Here is a 19606-nt window from a genome sequence, read left to right as displayed (position 1 = left end):
CGAAGCGTGACCCGCGGCGTGTTGACCGGCGGCGGAAATCCTTCGACAAGCGGCTGATGCACCGCCCGCCCGACCAGCGCGACACCCGACGGACAACGGACGGCCGGCGGTTCCGCCTGCCCGGCTGGATGCGCCGCATCGGCCTGCGCCAGATCCGGATGTTCACCGGGCTGGTGATGTTCACGTACTTGCTCAGCCATTTCCTCAACCACGCGCTCGGCAACATCTCGCCGGAGGCGCTAGAGGCCGGGGTGCTGTGGCATCTCGAAATCTGGCAGTTCCTGCCGGTCGCGATCCTGTTCTACGGCTCGGTAACGGTCCATGCGGCGCTCGGCCTGTGGGCGCTGTATCAGCGCCGCCAGTTTCGCTGGCGCACGATCGAGCCGCTGCAGCTCGTGCTCGGACTCAGCGTGCCGCTGCTGATCTACACCCATGTCATCGGCCTGCGTCTCAGCAACGTGCTGTACGGCATCGACAAGCTGTATCCGCAGGTGCTGTACGCCTATTGGGTGGCGTGGCCGACCTACCGGATCTGGCTGATGGTCACGGTGATGCTGGTGGCGTGGATCCACGGCTGCATCGGCCTCGGTCTGTGGCTGCGGATCAAGCCTGCGTTCCGCAAGGCGATGCCGGGCCTGCTGGTGCTCGCGGTGCTGATCCCGACGCTGGCGCTGCTCGGCTTCTACGAAGGCGGCCGCGACGTCATCCGCGTCGCCGCCGATCCGGCCTGGCAGGACGCCAACCTGTCGATCAAGCAGATGGGCACACTGCAGCAGCAGAAGACGCTCGACCGGATCGGCGATGCGTTCGTCTTCGGCTATCTCGGACTGATCGCGCTGGCGCTGGTGGCGCGCGCGATCCGCGGATTGATGGAGCGCCGCGGCGGCATGATCCGGCTGACCTATGGGGGCGACCGCATCGTCCGTGTGCCGAAGGGCATGAGCGTGCTGGAAGCCAGCCTGCGCCACAACATTCCCCACGCCAGCATCTGCGGCGGCCGCGCCCGCTGCTCGACCTGCCGCATCCGCGTGATCGGCGGCGTCGACGAACTGCCACCGCCGACGAGCCGCGAGGCCTTCGTGCTCGGCAGCGTGGGCGCCGCCGACGATCCGACCATCCGGCTCGCCTGCCAGCTGCGGCCGACCCACGATCTCACCTTCCTGCCGGTGTTTCCGCCGCGCAATGTCGCGGCGGCGCGGCAGGCGGCACGGGCGTCGCGCATCGGCGACGAGCGCTATCTGGTCAGCATGTTCGTCGATCTGCGCGGCTCGACGCAGCTCGCCGAGACGCGGCTGCCGTTCGACACCGTGTTCATCGTCAACCGCTTCCTCGGCGCGGTGTCGCGCGCGGTGATCGCCTGCGGCGGCCAGCCCAATCAGTTCGTCGGCGACGGCGTGCTGGCGCTGTTCGGCATGAACGAAACGCCGCGCGAGGCCTGCCGCAACGCGATCCGGGCCGCAGCCGCGATCGCCGCGTCGGTCGACGAACTCAATGGACTGATCGGTCACGATCTCGGTGCGCCGATCCGGTTCGGCATCGGCATCCACAGCGGCGTGGTGATCCTCGGCGAGATCGGCTATCGCGACCATATGGTGTTCACCGCGCTCGGCGACTCCGTCAACGTCGCCGCGCGGCTGCAGGATATGACCAAGGCGCTCGGCTGCGAGACACTGCTCAGCGACGAACTCCGCGCCACCGCCGGCCTCGCCGCCGACGCGCTGCCGACCCAGCAGGTCGACATCCGCGGCCGCGCCGAGCCGATGCTGGTCTGCCCGATCGCGCAGTCGCGCGATCTGGCGACCGCGCTGGACCGCAGCGAAGCGATGCTGGCGTAGCACGCCACGACTATCACAGCGGCGGCCCCTCCCGTCCTTGTCCGGCGCCCCTGTGAGGTGCCCTCACGCCGCGCCTCGAGCGTGGTACGGAATCACCGGCGCCGGGGCGCGGAAAACCTTTGGTCGGCGTGAACCCGCTCGATTCTCAACACGACGAAGGTGCGATGGGCAGGATCCGATATGCCGGATTCGAGTGAACTAACAACCGCGCCTCGTGCGCTTGATGAGGAGTACGACCATGTTTCGCAAGCTCGCACTCGGACTGATCGCTGCCGCTTCGCTCGGCGTCGCCGCCCTGGCACCAACCGCCGCCTCGGCCGGCGGCGGATGGGGGTGGCATCCGCACCACCATCATTACTGGCACGGCCCCGCCTTCGGCATCGGCTTCGTCGGCTATGACGGCGGCAGCTGCTACGTGACCCGCCGCGTCGCCACGCCTTACGGCTGGCGCTGGCGCACCTTCAATATCTGCGACTGAGCAATTCCCGTCGCGGCTGCAGGTGCGGTAGTCCCGATCACCGGCGCGGTCGGGACTACCACCTTATCCGCTGCGGTCGTCCTGCTCATCAGTCGAGCTTGACCCACTGGTCGACCGGCATCACTTCCGGCGATTGCGCATAGGCGCGGGTCCACATGTCGACGACCCATTCGGCGCCGGTGGCGCGCTCGACCAGCACCGCGGTGTTGTGCGGGGTCTGCAGCACCAGCACGTTGCCGCGATATTTCGGATCGCCGACGCTGTGATACTTGAGCAGCCCCCACTCCTGCATCATCAGCAGCAGGCTGGTGGTGTTGCGGGTGGTGTCCCAGCAATCGAAATTATGCTTGTCGTCGAAGTAACGGAAGTCGGCACGGGCGATCCGCTTGTCGGTGCCGAGCACCGGACCGAGCCTGCGATCGAGCCAGACCACCGCGGCCTGCACCGCCTTGCGTTCCGCGGCGGCAGAGCCTTTGCCCGCCGCCATGATCCGCGTCAGCGCCGCTCGGTCGCCGGCGCCGAAGGCGAGTTCGTGACGGCGGCGGCAGACGAAGCCGTAGCACACCGTCATGGTCGAAGCCGTCGGCGGGAAGATCGAGACCGAGCTGTAGAGCTGCGCCACCTGCGGGCTGAGCTGACCGGCGCTCGCCGGCGCCAGCATCTCGCCGATGGCGATCACCAACGCCATGACCGCGACGACGCCACGTCTCGCGTTGAAGCCCCGTTTTCCTGCCCGCATACCGTTCTCAGCCCTGTCAAAAACCGCCCGGACGCTAGCGTGACGGGCTGCCGGTGCCAATATGGGAGTGAGACGTCGCCTGATTTGCTGCACAGGCTGATGCGGGCCGCACACACCCGCGGCTCGCTCGAGGACCGCCATGTCGCCTGATCTGCCGATCCCCGCCTTCACGGCGCCCTACGCTGCCGACGACGAGGCCATCGCCAGCGGGCTGCTGCGGACGGTTCCGCGCGAGACGGCGAGCGAGGCACGGATCGATGCGACGGCGACAACGCTGATCGGGTCGATCCGCGCCGGCGACCGGCTCGGCAGCGTCGAAGCGATGCTGCGCGAATACGCGCTCTCGAGCAAGGAAGGCCTGGCGCTGATGGTGCTGGCCGAGGCGCTGCTGCGCATCCCGGACAGCGCCACCGCCGACGCCTTCATCGAGGACAAGCTCGGCCAAGGCGATTTCGCGCATCACCGCACGCAGTCGGACACGCTGCTCGTCAATGCGTCGGCCTGGGCGCTCGGCCTCTCGGCCCGCGTCGTGCGGGCCGACGAGACGCCGCAGGGCACGCTCGCCGGCCTCGCAAAGCGGATCGGCGCGCCGGCCGTGCGGGCGGCGACGCGGCAGGCCATGCGGCTGATCGGCAATCACTTCGTGCTCGGCGAGACGATCGAGGCCGCGCTCGGCCGCGCCCACGCGCAACAAAGCGACAGCGTGCGCTATTCCTACGACATGCTCGGCGAAGGGGCGCGTACCCGCGACAACGCAGACCGCTACGCCTGCTCCTACGCCCACGCCATCGCGGCGATCGGGCGCGCGGCCGGCAATGCGCCGCTGCCCGCACGGCCGGGCATCTCGGTAAAGCTCTCGGCGCTGCACCCACGCTTCGAGGCGGTAAGCCGCGACCGGGTGTTGCGCGAACTCCCACCGCGACTGATCGAGCTGGCACGCGAGGCGAAGCGCTACGATCTCGCTTTCACGATCGACGCCGAAGAGGCGGACCGGCTCGAACTGTCGCTGCAGGTGTTCGCCGCCTGTCTGGCCGATCCGTCGCTGCAAGGCTGGGACGGCTACGGCCTCGCGGTGCAGGCGTATCAGAAGCGCGCGGCGGCGGTGATCGATCACGTCGCCGAGATGGCGCAGAGGTTCGACCGCCGGCTGATGCTGCGGCTGGTCAAGGGCGCCTATTGGGACACCGAGATCAAGCGCGCGCAGGAGCGCGGCCTCGACGACTATCCGGTGTTCACCCGCAAGGCGATGACCGACCTCAACTACGTGCATTGCGCGCAGAAGCTGCTGGCGCTGCGGCCACGGATCTTTCCGCAATTCGCCAGCCACAATGCGCTGACGGTCGCCACCGTCCTCGAACTGGCCGGCGAGACCTGCGACTACGAGTTCCAGCGGCTGCATGGCATGGGCGACGCGCTGTACGCGCGGCTGCTGGCCGATCATCCCACGCTCGCCTGCCGGATCTATGCGCCGGTCGGCGGCCATCGCGACCTGCTCGCTTATCTGGTGCGACGGCTACTGGAGAACGGCGCCAACTCCTCCTTCGTGGCGCAAGCCGGCGACGATCGCGTCGATCTCGCCGAGCTGTTGCGACGCCCGGAAGCGATCATCGGCACGCCTGTCCAGGCGCGTAGCGATCAGGCTCCGCGCCCCGGCGAGTTGTATGGACCGCAACGGCTGAACTCGCGCGGCGTCGAGTTCGGCGACCGCGCGGCACTGCAGGCGCTGCTCGACGACATCGAGGCGGCGCGGCGGCCGCTGCAGGTGTTGCCGCCGGCCACGCCGGAACAGGCCATGGCGGCGATCGCCGTGGCTCGTGACGGCTTCGAAAGCTGGACCCGCACGCCGGCCGAAGCCAGAGCGGCCGCCCTCGAGCGCGCCGCCGATCTGCTGGAGCGGCGGCGCGCCAGCTTCATCGCCCTGCTGCAGGACGAAGGCCACAAGACGCTGGACGACTGCGTCGCGGAAGTCCGCGAAGCGATCGATTACTGCCGCTACTACGCGGCCGAGGGACGGCGCCTGTTCGGCGACGGTGTTGCGCTCCCCGGACCGACCGGCGAGAGCAACACGCTGCGGCTGCGTGGCCGCGGCGTAGTCGTCGCGATCAGCCCGTGGAATTTCCCGCTGGCGATCTTTCTCGGCCAGATCACCGCAGCTCTGATGGCCGGCAATGCCGTGGTGGCCAAGCCGGCGGAGCAGACGCCGGTGATCGCCGAAGCCGCCGTGAAGCTGCTTTATGAAGCGGGCGTGCCACGCGAGGCCTTGCAGCTCGTACAAGGCGATGGCGCGAGCGGCGCCGCGCTGATCGCTCATCCCGGCATCGCTGGTGTAGTGTTCACCGGATCGACCGAGGTGGCGCGCGCGATCAATCGCGCGCTCGCCGCCAAGGACGGAGCGATCGTGCCGCTGATCGCCGAGACCGGCGGCATCAACACGATGATCGTCGACGCCACAGCGCTGCCCGAGCAGGTCGCGGACGATGTCGTCGCCTCGGCGTTCCGCTCCGCCGGCCAGCGCTGCTCGGCGCTGCGGCTGCTGTTCGTGCAGGACGACGTCGCCGACAGAATGATCGCGCTGATCGCCGGCAGTGCGCGCGAACTGCAGCTCGGCGATCCCCGCGATCCCGCGACACAGATCGGCCCGGTGATCGACGCCGAGGCGAAGGCCAGGCTCGACGCGCATATCGCCCGGATGCGGCGCGAGGCGCGGCTGCATTTCGCCGGTGAAGCGCCCGGCGGCGGCAACTACGTGGCGCCGTACGTCTTCGAACTCCGCAGCGCCGCCGACCTGACCGAGGAAGTATTCGGCCCGGTCCTGCATGTGGTCCGTTACCGGGCTTCGGAATTCGGCGACGTGCTCGACCACATCGCTGCGAGCGGCTACGCGCTGACGCTCGGCGTGCAATCACGTATCGACGACACCGTCGCCCGCGTGGTCGCACGGCTGCCGGTGGGCAATGTCTACATCAACCGCAACATCATCGGCGCGGTTGTCGGCGTGCAGCCGTTCGGCGGTTCCGGCCTGTCGGGCACCGGCCCGAAGGCCGGAGGGCCGCATTATCTGCCGCGCTTCGCGCTGGAACAGACGGTCTCGATCAACACCGCCGCCGCCGGCGGCAACGCGGCGTTGCTCGCCGGCGGGGCCTGATCGCCGCGTGCAGGGCGTCATGCGGCTTCGAATATTGCATCGGTCAGCGAACGCGGGTCATATGCCCCGACGGCCGAGACATGCAGCAGATATTCCGGCCGATGAAAACAATAAACGCCAAGGGAGCAGTTCGCGATGGACGACGGCATCTTCAAGGGTCTCAAGGTGCTCGATTGTGCCAGCTTCATCGCAGCCCCGGCGGCCGCCACGGTGCTGTCCGACTTCGGCGCCGACGTCATCAAGATCGAGCCGCCCGGTGCCGGCGATCCGTATCGCAACCTGCCGAACCTGCCCGGCTATCCGCGCAGCGAACACAACTACGCGTGGATGATGGAATCGCGCAACAAGCGCAGCCTCGCGCTCGACCTCGCCAAGCCCGAGGGCAAAGAGGTGCTGCGCAGGCTGGTGGCCGAGGCGGATGTGTTCATCACCAATTTCCCGCCCCCCGTCCGTGCCCGGCTCGGCATCACCTACACGGATCTGGCGCCGCTGAACGAGCGGCTGATCTACGCCAGCTTCACCGGCTACGGCGAGCGCGGCGCGGAAGCCGACAAGCCGGGCTTCGACAGCAACGCCTGGTGGGCGCGATCCGGCATGATGGACCTGGTCCGCGCCGACGAGGAGTCGACGCCGGCGCGCTCGGTCGCCGGCATGGGCGATCATCCCTGCGCGATGGCGCTGTACGGCGCGATCGTCACCGCGCTGTACAAGCGCGAGCGCAGCGGCAAAGGCAGCGAGGTCAAGTCCAACCTGATGGCCAACGGCGTCTGGTCGTCGAGCGTGCTGGCGCAGGCCAAGCTGGTCGGCGCCGAATTTCAGGAGCGGCGGCCGCGCGAGCGCGCGCTCAACGCGGTGGCCAATCACTATCGCTGCCGCGACGGCCGCTGGCTGATCCTGTCGCTGCTCAACGAAGAGAAGCAGTGGCCGACCTTGACGCGCTGCCTCGGCCGAGAGGATCTCACCAATGATCCACGTTTCGCCACCAAGCCCGATCGTCACGCCCGCTCGATCGAACTGATCGCGATCTTCGACGAGATCTTCGCCACGCGCGATCTCGCCGACTGGCGCAAGGCGCTCGACGGCAACGGCCTGGTGTTCGGCGTCGTCGGCATCCTGGACGACATTCCGGGCGATCAGCAGATGATCGAGAACGAGGTCCTGGTGCCGTTCGAAAACAACACCATCATGACCATCAACAGCCCGATCTGGATCGAGGGTAGCACCAAGACGCGGCCGCGGTTGCCGCCGGCCGTCGGCGAGCACAGCGACGAAGTGCTGCGCGGCGCCGGCTACGACGACGCCGCGATCAAGGCGCTGCGCGCGTCGGGAGCGGTCGGATAGTTCAGCCGGGCCGGCGCTTCTTCGGAAAGCGCGCCGCCACTCCTGCGACGACGTCGTCGACGATATCCTGGAGTTCGGCACGGCTCGCGCCGTCTCGCGCCTGAATCGAGAGTCCCTGCATCACCGCTGCGAGGTGGCGGGACAGCCGTTCGACCTCCTCAGCATTGGCAAACGGCCTCAGGGCGCCGACCAATCGACGGCGTAGCGCGGCCCGACGTTCCGCGGCGTCGCGCGCCAGCGCGGCATGGTCGGGATGACAGGCCACCATGCCGCTGGAGATCATGCAGCCTCGCTCGCGCTCCGGATCGACCACAGCAGCCAAGGCGGCTTCCAACAATCGCCGCACTGCGTCCGCCATCGACATCGCGCCTTCCAGCGTCGCCGGCTTGAGCGCGCCGATCGTCTTCTCGTAATGGTCGAGCGCTGCTTGATACAGTTCCGCTTTGCTGCCGAACGCAGCATACAGGCTGGGCGGGGCGACGCCGATTGCGCGTGTCAGATCGCCAAGCGACACCCCTTCATAGCCGTGCCGCCAAAACAGCCGCATCGCGGTTTCGACCGCCGTCGTCCGATCGAAGCTCCACGGTCTGCCGCCGCGCGACCTGCCTGTTACTTTCATAGCGAACACTAAACAACCCTTGACTCGGATCGTCAAGCGCGTTGTTTATTGATCGATAAACAACGTGGAGATGTTCGATGCAGTCATCCAGACGCCGTTTCCTTGCCGGTGCAGCCGGAATTGCCGCCATGGCGATGGGGCGTTCCAACGCCGCCACATCGACGGATGCGGGTTCGCAACCCCTGCCGGTTATTGCCGGCTCCAACTCGCTGGAAGCCCTGACGGTGAGCTCCGCGGACGGCACGAAGCTGACCGGGGTGATGCGGGGCGATCCACAAGCGCCGGAAATCCTGTTCATCCACGGCCTGCGACAGAGCCGGCTGAGCTGGGACAAGCAATTCGCCGACCCGGCTCTGGCCAGTTTCCGCCTGGTCAGCTTCGATCTGCGCGGCCATGGCGATTCAGACAAGCCGGTCGCGCCCGAGGCCTATGCGGATGCCGACCGCTGGGCCGACGATGTCGCCGCTGTCATCGCTCGCGCCAAGCTACGCAGGCCGGTACTCGTCGGCTGGTCGCTCGGCGGGTACGTCGTGGGTGCGTATTTGCGCCGCTATGGCGGCAAGTCGCTGGCTGGTATCAATCTGGTCGACGCCGTGACCAAGCTTTCGGCGGAGCTTTTGACTGATGAAGCCGGCGCATTCACGCGAACCACGACCTCGCACGATCTCGCCGAGCGCACCGGGGCGACGGCCGACTTTCTGGCCGCATGCTTCCATCAACAGCCGGCTGCCGACGAGATGCGCCGCATGCTGGTGATCAACGGCATGACGGCCCGTGCGGTGAACGAGGGCTTCATCAAGACCGAGACTTCGGATTTGGAACCCATGTTCAAGCAATTCGCCGGGCCGATTCTCCTGACGCACGGACAGCACGACCGTCTGGTTCGTCTGGCGATGTCGGAACGGATCAAGGCGCTGCATCAAAACAGCCGACTGTCCGTGTTCGACGCCAGCGGCCACAGCCCATTCTTCGAAGAGCCCGCACGCTACGGCCGCGAGCTGGCCGACTTCGTGACCGCCGCCAACAAGGGCTAGAGCGGTTCATCGTTTGATCGAAACAATCCGACCTTTCCGAACGCACTGAGTCCTCATCCTGAGGAGCCCCGGCGGAGCCGGGCGTCTCGAAGGATGGGACAATGCAACCCCTGCGGCCCATGGTTCGAGACGGCGCTACGCGCCTCCTCACCATGAGGTTGTCTATGTGGCAGGCGTTCCGAATCTTCAGCTCTAAAGCAGAGGTGCTCTAGCTGGCAGCCGTCAACTAACGACGCAAGAACACCCAGCCGAACACGGCGAGAGCGATACCGATGGTGATCGCGATCGCAAAGCTCGACACCCGGACCGAGCTCGCGGCCTGCCGCGCGCTCTCGTTGTCGGCCATTTCGCGATCGATCTGTTTGGTTTCTGGATCACTCACCGGCCGCCTCCTCGATCGACGCATGCTGCGGGTCAGCGCGGTGCGACGAAGCACATGCCGATCGGAAACGCCGTCGCGCCGCGCACCGGCTGGCAGGTCAACCCCTCGGCGCAGGTCCAGTTCCGGAAGCTCGGATCGATGCGACCGCCCGCAGCCGGCAGACCGCAGGCGGCCCCCCATCCCTCACCTCGCTTGTGGCCTGCGAACGATGCACCGCTCAGCTCCGGCCGATCGGTGAAGCCGCGCGCGTAGTCGGGCACGCGTCCGTCTTTCACCGCCACCGCGATGGCGCGGCGACGATCCTGGTCGGCGATGAAATGCGGTGAACCGGCTGCGGCGGAGCGGCGCGCGGGCTCGGCCGTCCAATCCACCCCGGGAAAATGAAAGCCACCAATGCCGAGCGTCTGGTGGCAACCCGAACAGGTGATGTCGTTGAGCCGTCGCTCGAAGCCGGCCGGTGAACGGATCGTTTGCAGGACGAGGCCGCGATCTGCCGCGCGTTGCAAAGCCGCGACGATGTCCGCATCGCCGATCAGGGGATCGGCTGTCGCCGGCCCGGCCAGCCCCGCGGCGGGCCGCTGCGGTGCATGAGAGAATGCGGCCGGCGTCACGGCGATGGCGCTCCGCGCCAGATAGGCATCGGGAATGATCAGCGTGCCGCGATCGAATGCGGCGAGGTTGTCCGGCTGCAGCAGCCAGCGCTTGAACGCCTGCCCCAGATCGTGATCGGCGAGCAGGCGGTCGCGGTCGATCTGATTTTCCATCGGTCCGGCTTCGTAGCGGCCGGTCGCGGGGTCGAAGCGAAACACGTCGAGCAGATAGTCCGCCCGAAACTCGCCGGTGGCGGTATCCTGCATGGTCGCGATCTGCAGATTGATCTCGAGCCGGTCGATGGCGGCAGGACCCAGCGGCGCGAGCGGACCGCCCGACGCGATCAATCGCCTTGCGCGATCGGCGCCCACTTCCGGCCATGCTTCTGCGGCAAGCCAGCGCGTTGCGACGTCGCGGCAGCTCATCGCGTCGTCCGCGCCGCGCGCGCGCAGCACCAGGTTCAACGTCATCGGCAGCCGCTGCGTGCCGGCGCCAGTGTCGTGCACCGGTCGATAGATCAACCGAACCTCGCCGCAGCCGTCGGCTGCCACATAGCCGCGGTCCATCCGGTTGACGATGCCCGCCAAGGCAAAACGCGTCGTCGACGCTTCCAGTTTGTCGAGATCGAACAACGTCCACTGCGGAGCAGGATGCGATTTGGCAGAACGCTGTAGTTCATCAGCGAGCGCAGCGCGAAGCCCGCGCAGAAGGGGTAACGCAAACAGCCGGTCGTTGCCGAAGGCAGTGGAGGGATTGGCTTCCGACTGCGGATCAAGCAACAGCTGCAGGCCGAAGCCGGGATGCGCCGAGGCTTCGCCGCGATGTTCGCGCAGATCGAGCTCACGCAGAGCCGCCGGATCGGTGACCGCCAGCGCGCGCGGCGGCTCCTCGGCCGCGCCCGCGACGAGCGGGACGAGACTTCCGATCAGCACGATCAGACCAAGCAGGCGTCGCACGCGGCCATGCTCCCGAGCCGCTCCGCGGCCAGATGCAGCGTAGCGGAGGGAGCCTAAAGCAAAACGGCGCAGCGTGTCTGCACACGCCGCGCCGCTCAAAAGCATTCGTGATGATCAGCGCGCGACGATCAGGCCGCGGCTCGTCACAACCACCCAGCGTCCGTCCTGGCGGCGGATCGCATCGACCCGGCCGAGGCCCGGCAGCGGGTCGCCGGCATAAACCTCGAAGGTGCCCGACCGACCGACCACCACGGCGGCTCCGTCATAGACGTCGCGCAACACCCAGCCCTCGACGGTCGGCAGCCGGCCGACGTCGTTCGGCTTCGCGGCTACAGGCTTCGGCGAGACCGAGCCGGTGATATCCTGCGCCGCCGAGGCGACCTGAGCGGGCGCCGGAGCCGGAGCCGGCTTCTCGGCCTGAGCGATCCGCAGCTTCTCCACTGTCTCGGTCAGCCTGGCGATCTTCTGCGCCGGCTCGGCTTGGGCCTTCTCGATCTTCTCGAGGCGGTCGGTGGCCTTGCCGATCTGCGCGCTGGTGGTCTTGGCCGCCTGGTCGACGCTGTCCTTGAGCGCCGCGACTTCGGCCTGCAGCTTGGCGACCTGCGTGTCGAGCGCGCGGGCCTGCGACTGCGCCTGCGCGGCCGCATCGCTGCCGCCGCCGAGATGCACGAAGCCCGCATTGGTCAGCGCGCCACCGGCTGCGCCGGCGATCGCCGCGAGGATCACCGCCACCGCGACGAGCGCGAGCTGGCGCTTGTTGTGCGGACGGCCCGCACCCGCGGGCTCGTCAGGCGCCTCGACCTCGATCTCGTCGTCCCAGTTCCGGTACCAGTTCTCGTGGCGGGACGGCGCCATGATGGTGACCTTGCCGAGACGGTCCGCATCCTTGCCGGCCGCCGCGTTATCCTTGCGGCGCTCGACCTGATTGGAGGCAGCCGGCTCCTCGACCGGCTCGGCAGACGACTCGGCGCCACCGGCGCTCACCGCACCGCTGTCATTGCCGTCGATCGCACCCGATCCGGACGACGCAACGCCGGCGCCAGCCTGGTCTTCGCTGATGGGCTCTTTGCGATGCTCGTCCACGTCAAATCCTCCTCGTCCGCTTGACCATTCGGTAACTTTGATTACTTGCGAAATCGTTACTTCCCTCGGTGCTTACCGAAATTTCAGGAATCACAAATCTCGGCACGCAGTGTGGCGCGCGCGGGTCGCCGTCGCGCGGCTTTGCGCCGCACGGCGTCCCGCGCTAGGACAGTGACCGAGCACGGCGCACGAAGTCGCCGAGACCGGGGAGATGACCATGAAGCTGTACGATTCGATCGGACCCAATCCGCGCCTGGTGCGGATGTTCATCGCCGAGAAGGGTCTGACGATCCCGATCCAGACCATCGACCTCCGCTCCGGCGAGAACCGCAAGCCCGAGCATCTGGCGCGCAATCCGCACGGGCAGACTCCAACTCTGGAACTCGACGATGGCAGCTTTTTGTCGGAGATCACCGCGATCTGCGAATATCTCGAAGAGATCCATCCGACGCCGCCGCTGATCGGCGCGAGCCCGAAGGAGCGCGCCGAATGCCGGATGTGGACGCGGCGGATCGACCTGACGATCTGCGAGCCGCTGGCCAACGGCTTTCGCTTCAGCGAGGGGCTGAAGATGTTCAAGGACCGCGTGATGTGCATTCCGGAAGCGGCTCCCGGCCTGAAGAAGATCGCGGCCGACAGGCTGCAATGGATGAACACGCAGATGCAGGGCAAGGAGTTCGTCTGCGGCTCGCGCTTCACCCTCGCCGATCTCATGCTGTTCGGCTGGATCGAGTTCGGCAACCAGGTCGGCCAGCCGCTCGACCCGAGTAACACCGTGCTGGCCGATTGGCATAAGCGCATCGCGGCACGGCCCTCGGCAAAGGCCTGACGATCACTCGTGTCGACGCGGCGCCTCGATGAGAGCCGCGTCGATCAGCTCAGGCGTCGGGCCACACCAACGATCGATGCAGGCTGGCGCCGGCCCATGCTCCATCGGCGACCGCCAGCGACAGCGAATGCGGCACCCGCGCCGCATCGCCGCAGGCGAAAGCGCCGGGCACGCTGGTCTGCTTGGCCTCGTCGGTCTGGATCTGCGTCCCGAAAGGCGTCTCGCTCAACGCGCAGCCCAGCGACTGCGCGACAGGCGTGGCTGGAGCATTGCGCGAAGCGGTGAAGATGCCGGCGAAGCGCAGTCGTCGGCCGTCGCTCAGCACGACGTCGGCCTCACCCGCGATTCGTGCGATCGGCGTCGGTTCGATCGCAACGCCGCGGGCTTCGAGATCGGCGCGGGCCGCATCGTCGAGCGTGACCGCTTCGTTGGTGAACAGCGTCACCTCGCCCCACTCCGGCAGCAACTGCGCCTGATGCAGCGACATCGGGCCTGTGGCGATCACCGCGATGCGGCCGCGATCGAGTTCGTAACCGTGGCAGTAAGGACAAAGGAACACGCTGACTCCCCAGCGGTCCTGCAGGCCATCGATCGCCGGCAGCGTATCCGACACGCCGGTGGCGAACAGCAGCCGGCGCCCGCGATGCTGCGCGCCGTCCTGCATGCTCACGATGAAGTCGTCCTTTTGTCCGGTCGCCGTTTCGGCGCGGCCATCGATCCAGGTCAGCGTCGGGTACGCATCGAGCTGACGCCGCGCGGTCGCGGCGATCTCCGCCGGGTCGGCGCCGTCCTGCCCGAGAAAACCGTGTGAATGATCGGCGAAACGATTACGGCGCTGACCGGCGTCGATCACCAGCACACGGCGGCGGGCGCGGAGTAGCTGAAGAGCGGCGGCCATCCCGGCGTAGCTGCCGCCGATCACGATGACGTCGTACTGCATGTCGTTTCCTTTAGCTGCGGGCGCGGTGCGCCGCGTGACGCCGATTGAAGTCCGCCGACAGTTTGGCCAGCGTCACCTTGGCGAACCGATCGAGTAGCAGCGCCTCGGCGTCGGCAAAGGCGCCGTCGAGCGCGGCATTGACCGCCTGTTCGACCAGACAGCCCGGACTCTCATTGCGATTGCCGATCGCGAAAATCGCGGGTTCGCCGAGTGCCTCGTGCAGATCGCGCAAGGTGACCTTTTCGAGATCGGCAGCAATCATCCAGCCGCCGGATGGCCCGCGCGCCGACGTCACCAGCCCGGCGTCGCGGAGCAACCCCATCGTCCGCCGCACCACGACAGGATTGGTGCACATGCAGATTGCCAGTTGTTCGGAGGTCATCAGTTCCTTCTGCTCGGCCATATGCAGCAGAGCGTGGAGCACGGACGACAGGCGGCTGTCTCGCTTCATGTAACTTCGTTTATTACGATTTAGCCGAGCGCGCAAGCGTCCTTTCAGATAGTGCGCACAGCCCATGGCATGTCGTTTGCTTCGTGTGCTGCGCTACTCAACCGACGAGATGCGATTGCAGGCGAGTTCACACATGCTCGGCATTCCACGCAGGTACAGTCATTTCATCTACGCGGTTCTGCAATCGGGGATCACCACGTCGATCGCCTCCATGATCGCCAGCGTACCATTCATGAGCGACCACACATTCCTGGAGCATTGGATCGGCGCCTGGGGCGCGTCCTGGATGGTGATGCTTCCCGTTGTGATCTTCGCCGCGCCGCTGCTGCGGCGCCTGACCCTGGTGCTGACGACGGAAGACTGACGGCGCTTGGCGCGGTCGTCACACCACTACGGGGGCGTCAGGGAGCTCATTGGTCCCGGAGCCGTCTTTGGGAAAATGCGTCGCCAGATGCGCGGTGATCAGGTCGATGCCGCGGAGCACGCCGGCTTCGAAGCGGCCTTCGCGGAAGGCGCTCTCCATTTCGCGGCAGATGTTTTCCCAGGTGCCGTCGCCGACGCGGACGTGAATGCCGCGGTCGGCGATGATTTCGACGTCGCGGTCGGCGAGCAGCACATAGATCAGCACGCCGTTATTGTGCTCGGTATCCCAGATGCGCAATTGCGAGAAGATGTCGAGCGCGCGCTCGCGGGCCGGCTGGTCGCGGAACAGCGGCGCGTTGTCGAGCGCGCCTTCGACTACGAAGCGGATCTGGCCGGCGTGTTGCGCCTCGCTGGCCTTGATGGCGCGTTCGATGGCGTCGAGCGAGCTCGGCGGAAACGCCCGCGCGACCTTACCGCGGCTGGTGAAGAGATGCTTGCCGATGCGCCGGATGCCCATCTTCGCCTCCCCGCTCACCAGCTGCCGGAGGCGCCGCCGCCTCCGAAGCTGCCACCGCCGCCGCTGAAACCGCCGCTGCTCGACCCGCCCGACCACGACGAGCCGCCGCTGCCACCCGACCATGTGCCGCCGGAGAAGCCGCCGCCGCGGCGTCCGGACGTCATCGTGGGCCCGCCGAACAGATCGATGAACAATGCGAACAGGAACGCGGCAAAGCCGGCGACCAGCGCAAGATACCAGGCGAGGCCAAATACCAATGCGACGCCGCCGACCACGACGCCGGTGACGCCGGATGCGAGAGCACGGCCGAGTGCGGCCTGCAGGAATCCGTTAATCACCAGCGTGCCGAACAGCAGCGGGATTGCCCAGCCGGAGATCTGATCAAACGAGTCCGGCGCCGCCCATTCGTGCTGCGGCTCCGGCGCCGGCAGCGGCTCACCGTCGATCACGCTCATCATCCGGTCGACGCCGGCTTCGATCCCGCCCGCGAAATCGCCGCTCTTGAATTTGGGCGTGATGATCTCGTCGATGATGCGCTTGGCGGTAACGTCCGGCAGCGCGCCTTCGAGGCCGTAGCCGACCTCGATCCGCAGCTTCCGGTCGTTCTTGGCGATCAGCAGGATGGCGCCGTCGTCGACCTTCTTGCGGCCGATCTTCCAGGCCTCGGCGACGCGGATCGAATACTGCTCGATCGCCTCCGGCTGCGTGGTCGGCACGATCAGCACGGCGATCTGGCTGCCCTTGCGGTCTTCGAACGCCTTCAGCTTCTGGGTCAGCGTTGCGACAGCGTCGTAGCTGAGCGTGCCCGTCTGATCGACCACGCGGCCGCTGAGCGGCGGCACCGCGACGTCGGCGCGCGCGAACGGCGCGGCCGCCGCCATGACGAAGCACAGCAGCAGCGCGACCACAGATGTCCGCACGGCGCTCATCGCCGCCCTTCCGCGCTTACTTGGCCGGCGCTGGTGTCGGCGCCGCGTTGAAGTCGACCTTGGGCGCGGTCGAGATCTCTTTCTCGTTCTCCACGGTGAAGTTCGGCTTTTCTTTGTAGCCGAACATCATCGCGGTGAAATTGGTCGGCACCGACCGCACCGTGACGTTATAGGCCTGCACCGCCTTGATGTAGCGGTTGCGCGCCACCGTGATGCGGTTCTCGGTGCCTTCGAGCTGCGCCATCAGGTTCTTGAACAGTTCGTCAGACTTGAGCTGCGGATAATTTTCGGTGACGACCAACAAGCGTGACAACGCGCTGGAGAGCTCGCCCTGCGCCTGCTGGAACTTCTGGAAGGCGGCAGGATCGTTCAGCACTTCCGGCGTCGCCTGCACGCTGCCGACTTTGGCGCGAGCGTTGGTGACGCCGATCAGCACGTCCTTCTCCTGCTGGGCGAAGCCCTTCACCGAGTTGACCAGATTGGGAACCAGATCGGCGCGGCGCTGATACTGGTTCACCACCTCCGACCAGGTCGACTTCACCTCCTGGTCTTCGCTCTGGATGGTGTTGTAACCGCAATTGGTCAGGCTGAGCGTGGCGAGCGCCGCCAGCACCGTCAGGAACTTCCGCATCGAATCCTCTCCCGCGCGAACAGGTGCGCAGCATAGCATGCAGTGTGCGATAGATTTGTCGGCTCTTGAACGGATTAGGTTCTAAACGGTTCGAGCCAAACACTGCTCGGTTCCGAATACCGTCATTGCCAGGTTAATCCGGCCTCCCCGTCGTGGATGACGCGAGGCTCGGAAACGTCGATGCCCGCGACCAGCGCGGGCATCGCATAGGGTTGTGGCGGTGCCGGATCAGGCCGCCTGCGCCGCCTTGGCGTCCTGAATCGCCCGCCAGACCTTTTCGGGCGTCAGCGGGGTGTTGAGCGCGGTGACGCCGAGCGGGGCAAGCGCGTCGAGCACGCCGCTCACGATGCAGGGCGGACCGCCGATCGCGCCGGATTCGCCGCAGCCCTTGGCGCCGAGCGGATTGGTGCGGCACGGCGCCGACGGATCGAGCGTAACGTTGATCGGCGGCAGATTGTCGGCGCGTGGGATGCAGTAGTCCTGATAGCTCGCGGTCAGCAGCTGGCCGTCGTCGTTGTAGGCAGCGTTTTCGTACAGCGCCTGACCGACGCCCTGGGCGACGCCGCCGTGGATCTGGCCGGCGACCAGCATCGGATTGACCGCGTTGCCGACGTCGTCGACCGTGGTGTAGCGCACCACGCGCGACACGCCGGTTTCCGGATCGACCTCGATCTCGCAGATATGCGCGCCGTTCGGCCAGGACGGACCGTCGACCTCGCCGGTGGTATCGACGCTAAGCCGGGCGCCCTTCTCCTTGGCGGCGATCTCGAACAGGCTGATCTTGCGATCGGTGCCGGCGATGGTCAGCGTACCGCCTGAATACTCGATATCCTCGATCGAGGCTTCGAGGATGTTGGCGGCCTTCTCGCGCGCCTTGGCGATCATGTCGACGGTCGACACCGCGACCGCGGTGCCGCCGACGAACAGCGAACGCGAGCCGACGCTGCCGAAGCCTTGCGCCAGATCGGTGTTGCCCTGCACGACGTCGATCTTCTCGATCGGGATGTCGAGCGCCTCGGCGATCATCTGCGAGTAGGTCGTCTCCAGCCCCTGCCCCATCGCCTGGGTGGCCGAATGCAGCACGATACGGCCTTCCGCGGTGGCGTGCAGCTTGACGTTCTCGGTGTGGGCGCGACCGCCGGTCCACTCGATGTAGCTGGTGACGCCGCGGCCGTAGAGCAGGCCCTTCTTCTGCGCTTCCTTCTTGCGCGCCTTGAAGCCATCCCAGTCGGACAGTTCGGCGGCGCGCTCCATCATGTGGGCGAAGGCGCCGGAATCGTACACTTGGCCGACCGCGTTGGTGTAGGGCAGCTGCGACGGCTTGATGTAGTTGGCCTTGCGGATTGCGCGCGGATCGATCTTGAGCTGCCGCGCGGCAGCGTCCATCAGTCGCTCGATGATGTACACGGCTTCCGGGCGCCCGGCGCCCCGATAGGCGCCGACCGGCGCGGTGTGAGTCATCACCGCCTTGATGTCGAAATGCACCAGCGGCAGATCGTAAACCCCGGTCTGCACGAACGGCCCAAGCACCAGCGGGATAATCACGCCAGCGCCGGCCAGATACGCACCGGTGCCGCCGATCGAGGTGACGCGATAGGCCAGCACCTTGCCCTTGGCGTCGAGCGCGATCGAGGCCGTCGAGGTCAGGTCGCGGCCATGGGTGCCGCCGACGAATTCGTCGGTGCGGTCGCCGCGCCAGCGGATCTTCTTGCCGAGCTTGACCGCCGCATAAGCGACCAGCGCGTCTTCGGGATAGACGCCGGTCTTCTGGCCGAAGCCGCCGCCGATATCGCCGACCAGCACCTGGATCGACTCCTTCGGCCGCTTGAGGATGGCGTCGGCGAGCGCGTCGCGGGTCTGCGCCGGGGTCTGCGACTGCACATGCAGGATCAGCCGGCCGGTCTTCTTTTCGATTTCCGCAATGGTGGCGCGCGGCTCCATCGCCGACGGGATCAGCCGCTGGCTGACGATGTCGAGCGACACGGTGTGGGCGGCCTTGGCGAACGCCTCGTCGACCTTGGCGGCATCGCCATAGCTCATCGCCGCGACGATGTTGTCCGGCGCGGTCTCGTACACCACCGGCGCGCCGGGCTGAATCGCCGCGGTCGGATCAGTCACCGCCGGCAGCTCTTTATAGTCGACCACGATGGCTTCGATCGCCGCCTGCGCGGCGTCGCGCGACGTCGCGATCACGGCCGCCACGGGCTCGCCGACGAAGCGGACCTTCTCGTGCGCCAGCAGCCGGCGCGGCGGCAGCGCCATCGGCGAGCCGTCCGGGCGCTTGAAGATCGGCAGGGTCGGAATGGTGCCGATATCGTCGGCAATGAGGTCGGCGCCGGTGAGCACAGCTTCGACGCCCGGCATCGCCTTCGCGGCCTCGGCATCGATCGAGACGATTTCGGCATGAGCATGCGGCGACCGCATGATCACCAGCCACATCGCGCCGTCGGCGGGCTTGTCGTCGAGATAGCCGCCGTGCCCGGTGACCAAACGTTGATCCTCGAGACGCTTGACGGGCTTGCCCGCGCCGAACCGCATGGAGCCGGGAAGAATGTTCATACCGCTTCCTTTTGTTGCTTGCTTGACCAGGGTTTTAGCGGAGATCGCAGCGGTACGCCAAGAGGGGGGTCTGAACCTCTCCCCGCAAGAGCGGGGCGACGGAGCCGGCCGTGCTCGGGGCGACGTGCCATTCCGAGCAAAGCGCCCAACCTCCCCTCCCCCTTGCGGGGAGGGGTCGGGGGTG

18 protein-coding genes are annotated in these 19606 nt (G+C 67.0%); 7 read left to right on the top strand and 11 right to left on the bottom strand.

Translation table 11 applies throughout. The features are described from left to right. The first annotated feature begins 56 nt into the window (after positions 1–56). Positions 57–1835 carry an adenylate/guanylate cyclase domain-containing protein gene (locus IP86_RS08295; protein WP_054162047.1) on the top strand — a complete coding sequence of 593 codons (1779 nt, stop codon included), beginning with the start codon at positions 57–59 and terminating at the stop codon, positions 1833–1835. Positions 1836–2073: 238 nt separating this feature from the next. After that, positions 2074–2313: a hypothetical protein gene (locus tag IP86_RS08290; RefSeq protein WP_054162046.1), complete on the top strand. Its 240-nt coding sequence runs from the start codon at positions 2074–2076 to the stop codon at positions 2311–2313. An 88-nt stretch (positions 2314–2401) separates the two neighbouring features. On the opposite strand, the gene IP86_RS08285 is transcribed toward IP86_RS08290, so the two are convergent. Continuing rightward, entirely contained in the window at positions 2402–3001 is a 600-nt protein-coding gene (locus IP86_RS08285) for a hypothetical protein (protein WP_502583637.1), read from the bottom strand. Positions 3002–3191: 190 nt separating this feature from the next. On the opposite strand from IP86_RS08285, the gene putA reads away from it, so the two are divergent. After that, the gene (putA, locus tag IP86_RS08280; protein WP_054162044.1) at positions 3192–6197 is read left to right on the top strand and encodes a bifunctional proline dehydrogenase/L-glutamate gamma-semialdehyde dehydrogenase PutA; all 3006 of its coding nucleotides are present in this window, start codon (positions 3192–3194) and stop codon (positions 6195–6197) included. 135 nt (positions 6198–6332) lie between these two features. Beyond that, positions 6333–7538, top strand: coding sequence for a CaiB/BaiF CoA transferase family protein (locus tag IP86_RS08275; protein ID WP_054162043.1), 1206 nt, complete (start codon positions 6333–6335; stop codon positions 7536–7538). 1 nt (position 7539) lies between these two features. Here the strand turns inward: IP86_RS08275 and IP86_RS08270 are convergent, their stop codons facing one another. Continuing rightward, positions 7540–8157: a TetR/AcrR family transcriptional regulator gene (locus IP86_RS08270; protein WP_054162042.1), complete on the bottom strand. Its 618-nt coding sequence runs from the start codon at positions 8155–8157 to the stop codon at positions 7540–7542. Between the two features lie 77 nt (positions 8158–8234). Here IP86_RS08270 and IP86_RS08265 point away from each other — a divergent pair, with 77 nt between their 5' ends. Next, the gene (locus tag IP86_RS08265) at positions 8235–9191 is read left to right on the top strand and encodes an alpha/beta fold hydrolase (RefSeq protein WP_054162041.1); all 957 of its coding nucleotides are present in this window, start codon (positions 8235–8237) and stop codon (positions 9189–9191) included. 226 nt (positions 9192–9417) lie between these two features. Here IP86_RS08265 and IP86_RS28595 read toward each other — a convergent pair whose 3' ends face one another. Genes IP86_RS28595 through IP86_RS08255 form a run of 3 tightly spaced genes read right to left on the bottom strand, consistent with a single transcriptional unit; the run spans position 9418 to position 12203 of the window. Then, positions 9418–9573: a hypothetical protein gene (locus IP86_RS28595; RefSeq protein WP_156332439.1), complete on the bottom strand. Its 156-nt coding sequence runs from the start codon at positions 9571–9573 to the stop codon at positions 9418–9420. Positions 9574–9605: 32 nt separating this feature from the next. Next, entirely contained in the window at positions 9606–11219 is a 1614-nt protein-coding gene (locus IP86_RS08260) for a hypothetical protein (RefSeq protein WP_245290568.1), read from the bottom strand. 15 nt (positions 11220–11234) lie between these two features. Continuing rightward, positions 11235–12203, bottom strand: coding sequence for a hypothetical protein (locus IP86_RS08255; RefSeq protein WP_054162039.1), 969 nt, complete (start codon positions 12201–12203; stop codon positions 11235–11237). A gap of 217 nt (positions 12204–12420) precedes the next feature. Here IP86_RS08255 and IP86_RS08250 point away from each other — a divergent pair, with 217 nt between their 5' ends. Beyond that, positions 12421–13032, top strand: a complete 612-nt coding sequence (locus IP86_RS08250) for a glutathione S-transferase family protein (RefSeq protein ID WP_054162038.1) — start codon at positions 12421–12423, stop codon at positions 13030–13032. 49 nt (positions 13033–13081) lie between these two features. On the opposite strand, the gene IP86_RS08245 is transcribed toward IP86_RS08250, so the two are convergent. Together IP86_RS08245 and IP86_RS08240 are read right to left on the bottom strand one after the other, a co-directional pair. Beyond that, on the bottom strand, positions 13082–13972 hold the full coding sequence (locus IP86_RS08245; protein ID WP_054162037.1) for an NAD(P)/FAD-dependent oxidoreductase: 891 nt from the start codon (positions 13970–13972) through the stop codon (positions 13082–13084). Between the two features lie 10 nt (positions 13973–13982). Next, positions 13983–14423 (bottom strand): RrF2 family transcriptional regulator, encoded by a 441-nt coding sequence (locus IP86_RS08240; protein ID WP_054162036.1) that lies wholly within the window; start codon positions 14421–14423, stop codon positions 13983–13985. A gap of 85 nt (positions 14424–14508) precedes the next feature. Here IP86_RS08240 and IP86_RS08235 point away from each other — a divergent pair, with 85 nt between their 5' ends. Further along, positions 14509–14787: a DUF2798 domain-containing protein gene (locus IP86_RS08235; RefSeq protein WP_349509524.1), complete on the top strand. Its 279-nt coding sequence runs from the start codon at positions 14509–14511 to the stop codon at positions 14785–14787. A gap of 18 nt (positions 14788–14805) precedes the next feature. Here IP86_RS08235 and IP86_RS08230 read toward each other — a convergent pair whose 3' ends face one another. From IP86_RS08230 to IP86_RS08215, 4 genes are all read right to left on the bottom strand, one after another. Then, positions 14806–15303: a TPM domain-containing protein gene (locus IP86_RS08230; RefSeq protein WP_054162095.1), complete on the bottom strand. Its 498-nt coding sequence runs from the start codon at positions 15301–15303 to the stop codon at positions 14806–14808. A gap of 14 nt (positions 15304–15317) precedes the next feature. Then, positions 15318–16232, bottom strand: a complete 915-nt coding sequence (locus tag IP86_RS08225) for a TPM domain-containing protein (RefSeq protein ID WP_054162034.1) — start codon at positions 16230–16232, stop codon at positions 15318–15320. Positions 16233–16248: 16 nt separating this feature from the next. Further along, on the bottom strand, positions 16249–16863 hold the full coding sequence (locus IP86_RS08220; protein ID WP_054162033.1) for a LemA family protein: 615 nt from the start codon (positions 16861–16863) through the stop codon (positions 16249–16251). A 228-nt stretch (positions 16864–17091) separates the two neighbouring features. Then, positions 17092–19422: a xanthine dehydrogenase family protein molybdopterin-binding subunit gene (locus IP86_RS08215; RefSeq protein ID WP_054162032.1), complete on the bottom strand. Its 2331-nt coding sequence runs from the start codon at positions 19420–19422 to the stop codon at positions 17092–17094. Positions 19423–19606 lie beyond the last annotated feature (184 nt).

Source organism: Rhodopseudomonas sp. AAP120, from assembly GCF_001295845.1.
Lineage (GTDB): Bacteria > Pseudomonadota > Alphaproteobacteria > Rhizobiales > Xanthobacteraceae > Rhodopseudomonas.
Note: the sequence above shows the minus strand (reverse complement) of the source record. Positions and strands in the feature narration are given on the sequence as shown.